This is a genomic window from Pseudoalteromonas sp. S327 (assembly GCF_005886415.1).
Taxonomy (GTDB): domain Bacteria; phylum Pseudomonadota; class Gammaproteobacteria; order Enterobacterales; family Alteromonadaceae; genus Pseudoalteromonas; species Pseudoalteromonas atlantica.
In genome coordinates, this window is sequence record NZ_PNDP01000042.1 from 36,222 (window position 1) to 46,819 (window position 10,598).

A 10,598-nucleotide genomic window follows, 5' to 3' on the forward strand; every position below is an offset into this window, starting at 1 on the left:
GGTTTATGACTATAAGCATAGTTAACGAGTGACTAACGCACCATTTTTATTACGTAGAAATTAAGAGGTTATTTAATTAAGGAGGTTTAAGAAAGTTTCAACAAAAAGATAAAAGCAGGCGCCAATACACACCTGCTTAAATATATTACTGCCAGTACGGCTCTATATCAAAAGACGCTAAACGGCTTTGCTCCATTGCACTGACTAAGTAATCTGACTTTTGATCTAGCCACTGTTGAATTTTAGCCAACTGCTCGTCTTCTTGCCCGCCGCAAAGCTGCTTTAAATATTCCAGCGTGCTGAGCTCGTACATACCATGAGAAATATCCAGCCACGGCAGTCTAAATTCTAAGCGCTCTTCTTTGTCAAACAATGACCCTAAGCAATTACCGCTTAATAAGCTGTTTTCTAATTGGGTGCGTAAGCTTAAATAATCTTGTGCTGTAAGCGTTTGCTCTTTAGGAAGTAGCTTATCTAAATTTTGCCAATCTTTATTAAACAAACGTTTTGCAATTTTAGCTACTGGCTGCTCTGCCGCCTGTAGTTGAGTTTGCCCCCAAAACTTACGCCATTGTTTATCTACCAACCAGGTAGTTAACGACAGCAATAAACGGTTGTATCGCGCGCTTTGAAACAAAGCATTAATATCATCAATGCTTGGCTGTAGCTCTTTTAAATCGTTAATAACTTGCGCTAATGCAGGCGCTGCATTTATTTTTTTATAAAATGCATGGCGTTTAGATGTATAAGTTTTTAGCTGAATTGCATTTTCAACCCAGGCTAATTCACTTAACAGCCACTTTAACTCTGTTCTTAATTGCTCAGTACTGTCTTTACTTACAATATCGTCAAACAACCAAAAATTATGCCTAATTAAGCTAATGCCATCAGTCACACGTTTGAGCGTTTTTAAACTTGGTTTGTCAAAGTAACACTGCTCATGCTTTTGCACAAAACGAATACCAAAATTCATGGCCTCTATTAGTGCTTGCTCTTGAGTTGCTTGTTTTTTTAATTTTACAAACCCAATAGACTTACTTGGTTTAAGCGGTGTTTCATCGGCTAGTCGATAGCCTCTAGCTGCTTTTGAATAAAGCCCTAAACGAATACAGTTTTGGCTAACAAGTTTATCTGCCAAAGCAAATAGCTCGTCTCTGTTGCCCTCAACAAGCTCTATTTCTAGCTCGCTAATAATATCAACCTTACCCGATGCTGCTATTTCGCCTTTATCTAGCACGACTTCAATTTTTGCGCCATTTGGGGTTTCTATTAACCAGGTACGACGAATAAAGTTAGTGCTAAAAATAGGATATAAATTATCGCTAATAGCATTCACTTGCATACCATGAGGCCAAATAGCATTATTAAATGCTAATAAATCAGGACGGCTTGATTCAATTGGTAAGTTGTATTCAGGACGTTGGTGTAGCCCGCCCACAACTTCGCCAGCAAGCTTTATTGTTTGTTCGCATTTACTGTCAGCACAGCGGGTTCTAAAACCTATATCAAGGGCTCTTAGCTCTCTACTTGGGGTATCGTAATAGGCATTTTGCAAACTACGTGAAGGTTTATTAATAACCGTTTTAGCAAATTGTGTGATTAGCGAGGGGATCAGTGGAACAACGGCATCTGATACCAAAAACTTCAGTTCTATCTCAGTATCCATTAGGGTTGAGGATTACCTTTAAAATAAATAAGTGCTCAAAATAAACAAAGCCACCTCATTTTGCAAATTTTTTAACCTTTTTGGCTGAGCAACGCCCGCACTGGGTTACAATATCAACCTTGCTATTAACGCGTTTAATCCATACTATCTCACTACTTATGTGAAAATCTCAATCACAACCACAACGGACACGGATAGACTAACAAGGTAGATAAATGCTAAAACACTGTTTACTAGGGCTACTTTTAACAGCCACCTCGTTTATAAGCCAAGCACAAGAAGCTCAAACAGCCAATTCATCAGATGCAAATTCAGCTTATATAATCGATAATCTATATACCTTTATGCGCTCTGGCGCAGGTAAAAACTACCGCTTACTTGGCTCTGTAGATGCGGGTACTAAATTAACCGTGCTATCAAAAGAAGAAAACGGCTTTATAAAAATAAAAGACGATAAAGACCGTGAAGGTTGGGTTGAGTCTAAATTTATATCGCAAACGCCAGGGCTTCATCAGCAGTATCAAACACTCAGTAGCGAAATGAGCACAGTGCAAAACAAACTACGCCAAGCACAAGTTGAGCTACCTCAGTTACAAGAACATAATCAAAGCTTAACTAATCAAAACAAATTGCTTAATCAACAAATTACTGAGCTGCAAACAACACTTGAACAAGAGCGTGCTCAAAAACAAGCTGCCACTGCAAAAGAAAAACGCCAACTACTTACTTATGGTGGCGCTATTGCTTTTATAGGTTTGTTTTTAGGTATTATACTTACCGTTGTACTTTCGCGCCGTAAGCGCTACGAAGGGTGGGCTTAATTAACCTAAACCTTGGTTAACTAAGTTTAATAGCCGCAGGCTAATCATTAAAAAAGCACCCTTAGGTGCTTTTTTAATGTGTGTGTAATGTATTGCAATAAGCATTTGGTTTTTAAACATCCAAACGTAAACCAGGATCCTGCTTAATTTTTTCTATTACCATGTAAGTATGGTGAGTACCTACTCCCGGAATATCGACCAAGTCTCCTAGCACCTGTCGATACTCATCCATATCCGAGACCCTAATTTTTAGCAGGTAGTCGTACCCTCCCGCTACCATATCGCACTCTACAACTTGCTCAATTTTAAGTATATGCTCTTTAAATACTTTAAAAACAGCCGTGTTAGATGTCACCAGCGATACTTGCACATGCGCTACTAAGCTCTGATTCAGCTTTTGTTCGCTAAGCTTTGCAAAGTACCCTTCTATATAGCCTTCTTGCTCTAAACGTTTTACACGGTCAAGGCATGGACTAGGACTTAAATTAACCTGTTTTGCTAGGTTAACATTAGAAATTCTGCCGTTCTTTTGAAGAACGTCTAATATTGCTAAATCGATACGATCAAGCAGGCGTAATCTATTTGGACTTGTCATACAGAATTTTATACGGATAAGTTGAAAATATGCCCTGTAAATTATCGTAAATCGTGAAATTTAACCAGCATATTCTGCTGAAATTTAATTAGAATGCACGCATTACATCACTGGTAATTTATTGGTAGCAAAGTTGCTTTAGCTCAACAGCCCAAGCACATAAATTTTGTTCTACTATTTACATATTAACATTCCTAAGGGTTGCTTATGTTATTCAATGGCGATTTGACAACAACCTGTCCTACAAGACAGAAAATTCGTGATTTTTACCGCATTGATGAAAATGCTGTTATTGATCATATTTTACCACTTGCAGAAGTGGGTGTTAAAGCACGAAGCCGTGCATGGGAAAGAGCTCGCCAGATTGTTTTAAACATTCGAAAAGATCAAGACGGTCAAAGCGGTGTAGACGCACTTTTAAATGAATTCTCACTCTCTAGTGAGGAAGGTGTAGTGTTAATGTGTTTGGCCGAAGCCCTACTTCGCGTACCAGACAAAGCCACGCAAGATACGTTAATTCGTGACAAGCTTGCTAAAGGTGATTGGAGTTCTCATTTAGGAAGCAGCGATTCTTTATTCGTTAATGCTTCTTCGTGGGGATTATTAGTAACCGGTAAAATGGTTAACTACACAGATAAAACCAAAGAACAGCAATTTGGCATGCTTAAAAAGACCATAGGTCGTTTAGGCGAGCCTGTGATCCGCAAATCTGTAAACTTTGCCATGAAAATTATGGGTAAGCAGTTCGTTATGGGTCGCACCATTGACGAAGCCATTGAACGCGCTGCTGAAAAAGAGCAAAAAGGCTACGTTTACTCATACGACATGCTAGGCGAAGGCGCGCGCACAATGAAAGATGCCAAGCGTTACTTCGACAGCTACATGAACGCAATCCATGCAATTGGTAAAGCGGCAAATGGCCGTGGACCAGTTAAAAGCCCAGGTATTTCAGTTAAACTTTCTGCTATTCATCCACGTTATGAGTTCACGCATAAAGACCGCGTAATGGCCGAAATTGTACCTAAACTGAAAGAGCTCGCGCTTGCTGCTAAAAAGTACGACATTGGCTTTACAGTTGATGCAGAAGAAGCTGACCGCTTAGATATTTCGTTAGATGTTATAGAAGCGGTATTTAGCGATGAAGATTTAGGTAACTGGCAAGGTTTTGGTTTAGCCGTACAAGCATACCAAAAGCGCGCTATTTTTGTTATTGAATGGGTAACTGAACTTGCTACTCGTGTAGGCCGTAAAATGATGGTTCGCCTTGTAAAAGGTGCCTACTGGGATACAGAAATTAAAACCACGCAACAAGATGGTTTAGAGCACTACCCAGTATTTACGCGTAAAGCAACTACCGATGTATCTTACAAAGCTTGTGCTATTAGAATGCTAGAAGCACGCGATGTACTGTACCCGCAATTTGCAACACACAACGCTTACACTGCAGCCACTATTTTAGAAGTTGCTAAAGGCGATAACACCGGGTTTGAATTCCAGCGTTTACACGGTATGGGCGAATCTTTATTTGACCAAATCGTAAATGAAGAAAAAATTCAATGCCGTGTTTATGCACCCGTTGGCCAGCACGAAGACCTACTTGCCTACTTAGTACGTCGTTTACTAGAAAATGGCGCTAACTCATCGTTTGTAAACGCCATTGTAGATACCACTAAACCTGTTGAGTCGCTATTACCTGATCCAGTAGAAACACTGCAAGGTTTACGTAATAAGTACAATACGCAAATTAAAATGCCAATCGACTTATACGGCGATGAACGTGCTAACTCTAAAGGCATGGACTTAACCGATATTAATGTAATTACGCCATTCAAAGAAAACCTTGAAAACTGGTTTAACGATCACTTAATTGATCAAAGCCAAGTACCTGAAGGCGCATTAGCGGTTAAAAACCCAGCTAATCACAACGAAATCATCGGCCACGTTAAACTGCAATCTGGCGATGAGATGAAAGACATTTTGGCTAATGCAGAAGCGGCGTTTGAGTCATGGTCGCAAACATCTGTAAAAGAGCGTGCTAATTTATTACGCCGCGTGGCAGATATTCTAGAGCGTCACCACGATGAGCTCGTAGCTATATGTATTAAAGAAGCCGGTAAAATTACGCAAGATGGTATTGACGAAGTACGTGAAGCCGTTGATTTTTGTCGCTACTACGCGGCACGTGCAGAAGAACTTGCAAGCGATGAGCGCTTTGAAGCACGCGGTGTAATTTTATGTATTAGCCCGTGGAACTTCCCGCTTGCTATTTTCTTAGGTCAGGTGGCCGCTGCGATAGTGACTGGTAATACTGTTATTGCAAAACCTGCAGAGCAAACAAGCTTAATCGCACTTCGCGCTATTGAGTTAATGCTTTCGGTTGGCTTACCAGAGCATGTAGTACAGCCGGTGATTGCCCGTGGTTCTGAGGTAGGTAAAACAATTGTACCTGATGAGCGTATTCAGGCTGTTATGTTTACCGGTTCTACAGAAACAGGCACACTGATTTCACAAACACTGGCTGCGCGTAACGATATTCAAGTACCGTTAATTGCAGAAACCGGTGGCCAAAACTGTATGATTGTGGATTCAACAGCGCTGCCAGAGCAAGTTGTTGATGATGTAATAAGCTCAGGTTTCCAAAGCGCAGGTCAGCGTTGTTCAGCACTGCGTGTATTGTTTATACAAGAAGATGTAGCCGATGGCATTATTGAAATGCTTAAGGGCGCACTCGCCGAGCTGCATATTGGCGACCCGTCATTACTTTCTACCGATGTAGGCCCAGTAATTGATGAAAAAGCCCTTAAAACGCTAAATGATCATGTTGAATACTTAAAAGGTAATGCAACACTTCATTACGAGTGTAAGATCCCTGATAACACCGAAAATGGCGCCTACTTTTTTGCCCCTCGTTTATACGAAATCGAAGATTTATCAGTACTTAAACGTGAAGTATTTGGTCCATGTGTGCACATTGTTCGCTTTAAAGCGAATGATATCGACAACGTGATTGACCAAATTAACAACACAGGTTACGGCTTAACAATGGGTGTTCACTCACGTATTGAAGAGCGTTGTGAGTACCTAGCTAAAATGTCGCGTGCGGGTAACGTATATGTAAACCGCAACATGATTGGTGCCATTGTAGGTGTGCAACCATTTGGTGGCCGTGGTTTATCTGGTACTGGCCCTAAAGCCGGTGGCCCTAACTACCTTCAGCGTTTAGTAAAAGAGAAAGCATCACCTGATAACGTGCAAATGACTAACCTAACGCCAGATGAGCTTGATTTACACCATTACAGCGGTGCAAACGAGCAAGTTGAAAAGCTAATGGCTAACTCAACGCGCGATGAGAAAATTTGGCGTGCAACACCGCTAAATGACCGTGTATCGGCTGTTCGTCAGCTGCTTGCTAAAGTAGCAACGGTCGAAATTATTGATGATCTAGCGGACGATTTGGCATTAACGCTTTCAGAAGCGCGTGCACAACTTAACCGTTTAGAAAAACATATGCGTAAGTTTACTACTTTGCCTGGGCCTACTGGTGAATCAAACACCTTGCACCTTGAAGCACGTGGTTGTGTAGTATGTTATGCAGATAAAAGCACGTCATTTAACTTTTGGGCGCTTTCAATCATTACAGCACTTGCTGCAGGTAATACAGTAATTACGGTAGCATCAGAGCTATTTTACGACGAAGCGGTAGCCTTTAAAGATAAGTTTATTGCCACAGGCGTTGCTGAGGGCGTGTTCCAGGTTGCAAAACCTAATCAGCTACAAGCTATTTTGGCTCACCCTCACTTAGCGGGTGCGGTGGTTGCTGCACGTTCGTCTCGTTTAGGTTACTTCAGCCAACAACTTGCACAGCGTAAAGGCGCTATTTTACCAGTAATTACTTCAGAGTATTACGATACGTTAATTAAGCGCTTAATTACTGAAAAAACGATCAGTATAGATACTACCGCATCTGGTGGTAATACTTCACTGATGACCCTAGTAGAAGATGACGAATAGCCCATCCAATACTAATTAACTAAAAATGTAAAAAAAGGCACTTAAAAAGTGCCTTTTTTTTATATTGAAACGTATAATGATGCTAATTTAAACAAAGACCCATTACAGAAGCAAAAAAATTGAAAGTTATCTCTATTTCGCAATTACAGCCTGGCATGTTTGTTCAAAGTGTTACAAAACAAACTGGGCGCATTAAAATTAAAAACCAAGGCTGGGTTAAAACTCAGACGAGTATCGATAAGCTCAAAAAAGCGGGCATTTTAGAAATAGAGATAGATCCAGATAAAACATTAACTACACCCGAGCCCGACACCCAAGCCCCAGCGCCTAAGGCTGAGATTAAAAAACGCGACCCTTGGCTTAAAGTTCATAGTAGCGAACAAGAAATGGGCAAAGCTAAAAAGCTCTACGACGAAGCTAAAACACTTCAACAAAAGGCCTTTGGCGATATAAAAGCGGGTAGAGATATAGACATAGCGCCTTTTAAAGAGCTTGCCAGTGGCTTTATGGACTCTATTTTTAGAAACCAAGACGCCCTAGCCTGCTTAACGCAAATGCGTCAAAAAGATGCTTACTTATTAGAGCACTCTATTAACGTTTCTATTTTAATGGGTATTTTTGCAAAGCACTTAGGCATAGAGCGCGACATTATTGTAGAGCTCACTACAGGTGCTTTGTTGCATGACATAGGAAAAATTAAAATTCCTGACGAAGTGCTCAATAAACCGGGCCGCTTTAGTGATGACGAATTTAAAATTATGCAAAACCATGCTCTGTATTCTAAGCAAATTTTGGAAGAAGCAGGACTAACGGGGATTGCTGTAGATATTGCCGGCCTACACCATGAGCGCTTAGACGGAAAAGGCTATCCGTTTGCCAAAAAAGGCGATGAGATAAGCCAATACGTACGTATGGCGTCAATTGTAGATGTATATGATGCACTTACGGCAGAGCGGGTATATAAAGCAGGTATGGAGCCTATAAAAGCGTTTAAAATTTTAAAAGATGGTTGCCCTGATAGCTTTGATGGTGAGCTACTTACTAAGTTTATCCAATGTATTGGCATTCACCCAGTAGGCACCTTGGTGCGCTTATCTAGCCAAAAAGTAGGCTTGGTTACACAGAGTAACCCTGAAACACCTTTAAAGCCGGTGGTTAAAACATTTTATAGTGCTAAACACGGTCGCTACACGGAAATGCATGATATAAACTTGGCAAATAAAAAAACAGCTGACAAGCTCGAATCAACCGTTAAGCCGACCGACTACAACATTGATTTAGAGCGCTTTTACAAAAACGCTATTTTACCTTGAGTTAAAAAGTAAAGCCGCAGTTTTGCGGCTTTACTTTATTAGCTGCGCTTTATTGCGGCCAATCCTGCAAAGCTTTAATACTGAATTCATAACCATCAAAATCAAGTACACTCTGCTCTGGGGTAATTTCGCGCACTGTTAGTGCCCCAATGCTCTCCCCTTCGTGTAGCTCTCTCCCATTCAGCTTTATCCAGCGTTTATCTGCACTTGAAGAGTATATATGTGCTTGGTATTTAATGCTTGGTAGCATGGCTTGTAAGCCATCTGGCAATAGCTCAACCGGTTTAACTCGAGATGAACTGCGAGAGGCCTGCGTTACTTCGTAATCTTGTTCTTGCTCCGAGTCTTTTATCGCTTGCGCAAAGGCATCTTTTAATTTACTCGGTACAGCATCAAGCTCCGGACTACTTTGCGGCGCTTGCGTGTGTGGCGTATTTTCACCATTCAGTGGTTTTCCAAGCACTTTATACTTGCTCATATCTAAACCTGCTGAGCTTGTATTTTGTGTTTGTGGCTGCATAAATTGCGTGTTTTGGCCGTGTGCATTATAAGCAAGTGGATTATAGCTTTGCGTATTAGGTAGCTGTGCATTGTAAGTTTGCTGATTAAACGCATTTTGATTATACCCGTTTGCATTTATAGGTGTTTGCACATTGTAACCTGGTTGCTGCTGCGCCGGATTATCATTAATAGGGATGTACTGCCCTTGTGGGGTAAGCAACATTTTTTGTACCCCGGTAGGTGTTTGTACATACACTAACTGCCCTTCAATCGTTGCTTTATTACTATTTTTTTCAGCCTCTGAAGACGGTGATGTTACAGGCTTTTCGGCTTTATTTTGCGCTGTAGTTGGCTCACCTGTTACTGCTTGTTTTTGTTTTTTGCTATCAGTGCTAACAACATCAACCGTCTGGCTTGTGTTTAATAGTGCGCTGCTTTGAAACCACTTACCCGCTGTAAAGCCACCCGCTATGGCAATAAATGCTGCAATTGCGCCGCCAAGTAGCCACACCATTTTTTTATAGCGCGTAAGTGCTTGCTGCTGTTTTAACTGCGCTGACTGCAAATCATATTGCTCGGCGCTCATATCTGCTTGTTGAGATTGCTTTAATGCATCTAATAAATAAGACATAAATTACCTAACTATATAATAAACGACATGCCAACACCTACTGCAAACAAAGCAGCAAATGCTAAGTAATAATAAACACGGCCAGTGGATTTAGGTGCATTATTCTGCGCAGCCACAAAGTCCATAGGCAGTGATTCTTGGGCTGATTGTTTTATAATATCACTATCAACAATAAGCTGCTGCTTAGAAAAAGCCCCGACTAACGCGCGCTCACAGACTAAATTCATTAAGCGTGGAATGCCGCCAGTTAACTGATGTACAGCTTGCATAGCATCGAGCGAAAAAACGCCTTTATCACACCCGGCAATATGTAAACGATGCTTTATATACGCAACTGTTTGCCCTTGGGTGAGCGGTAATAAATGATACCGTGCTGTAATTCGCTGCGCCAACTGCCTAAGCTCAGTACGTTTTAATAATGCCTGAAGCTCTGGTTGACCCACTAAGACTATTTGTAACAGTTTTTTATGATCAGTTTCTATGTTGGTTAATAGTCGTAATTGCTCAAGCACATCGGGGGCAAGGAGCTGCGCTTCATCAATAATTAAAATTGTGTGCCCGCCCGCTTTGTTATTAGCCTCTAGGTGCTGCTTAATAATGTCGGTTAAACTTTTAAGGGTGGCATTTTGGGCATCGTAAGTAATGTTTAGCTCATCACAAATACTGGCCAAAAGCTCAAGCTCCGACAGCGCCGGATTATGGATCATTGCAACTTGAGTATTCTCTGGCAGTTGCTCTAACATACTGCGGGTAATGGTGGTTTTGCCTGTTCCCACTTCGCCGGTTAGCAATACAAACCCGCCATCTTCGCCTAAACCATAGGTTAAGTGGGCAAGTGCCTCTTTGTGGCGTTCGCTTAAAAATAAATAATGGGGGTTGGGCGAGATCGAAAATGGCTTTTCGCTCAAGCCAAAGTAGCTTAAATACACCGCAATGTTCCTTCGTCATTAAAACTCGGCCTATAATGGCAAAAAAAACGACAAAGTAACAACGTTGTATGCGCTTTATTATTGAAATAACGTAAATTTATGTAAAACAAAAAAGCGCCGCTAAATTTAGC

7 protein-coding genes are annotated in these 10,598 nt (G+C 41.1%); 3 read left to right on the forward strand and 4 right to left on the reverse strand.

Annotated features, from left to right (window positions below; all coding sequences use genetic code 11):
• Window positions 1-145 precede the first annotated feature (145 nt).
• Window positions 146-1,666: a CYTH and CHAD domain-containing protein gene (locus CWB60_RS13560; protein WP_024034312.1), complete on the reverse strand. Its 1,521-nt coding sequence runs from the start codon at window positions 1,664-1,666 to the stop codon at window positions 146-148.
• A gap of 215 nt (window positions 1,667-1,881) precedes the next feature.
• On the opposite strand from CWB60_RS13560, the gene CWB60_RS13565 reads away from it, so the two are divergent.
• Window positions 1,882-2,487: a TIGR04211 family SH3 domain-containing protein gene (locus CWB60_RS13565; RefSeq protein WP_024034313.1), complete on the forward strand. Its 606-nt coding sequence runs from the start codon at window positions 1,882-1,884 to the stop codon at window positions 2,485-2,487.
• A 112-nt stretch (window positions 2,488-2,599) separates the two neighbouring features.
• Here CWB60_RS13565 and CWB60_RS13570 read toward each other — a convergent pair whose 3' ends face one another.
• The gene (locus tag CWB60_RS13570) at window positions 2,600-3,082 is read right to left on the reverse strand and encodes a winged helix-turn-helix transcriptional regulator (protein WP_004587169.1); all 483 of its coding nucleotides are present in this window, start codon (window positions 3,080-3,082) and stop codon (window positions 2,600-2,602) included.
• Window positions 3,083-3,289: 207 nt separating this feature from the next.
• On the opposite strand from CWB60_RS13570, the gene putA reads away from it, so the two are divergent.
• Both putA and CWB60_RS13580 read left to right on the forward strand, forming a co-directional pair.
• Window positions 3,290-7,093, forward strand: coding sequence for a bifunctional proline dehydrogenase/L-glutamate gamma-semialdehyde dehydrogenase PutA (putA, locus tag CWB60_RS13575; RefSeq protein WP_138578320.1), 3,804 nt, complete (start codon window positions 3,290-3,292; stop codon window positions 7,091-7,093).
• Between the two features lie 119 nt (window positions 7,094-7,212).
• Entirely contained in the window at window positions 7,213-8,406 is a 1,194-nt protein-coding gene (locus CWB60_RS13580; protein ID WP_138578322.1) for a cyclic di-GMP phosphodiesterase, read from the forward strand.
• 49 nt (window positions 8,407-8,455) lie between these two features.
• On the opposite strand, the gene CWB60_RS13585 is transcribed toward CWB60_RS13580, so the two are convergent.
• Together CWB60_RS13585 and CWB60_RS13590 are read right to left on the reverse strand one after the other, a co-directional pair.
• The gene (locus CWB60_RS13585; RefSeq protein ID WP_138578324.1) at window positions 8,456-9,538 is read right to left on the reverse strand and encodes a general secretion pathway protein GspB; all 1,083 of its coding nucleotides are present in this window, start codon (window positions 9,536-9,538) and stop codon (window positions 8,456-8,458) included.
• An 11-nt stretch (window positions 9,539-9,549) separates the two neighbouring features.
• Window positions 9,550-10,467 carry an ExeA family protein gene (locus tag CWB60_RS13590; protein ID WP_024034318.1) on the reverse strand — a complete coding sequence of 306 codons (918 nt, stop codon included), beginning with the start codon at window positions 10,465-10,467 and terminating at the stop codon, window positions 9,550-9,552.
• Window positions 10,468-10,598: the final 131 nt, after the last annotated feature.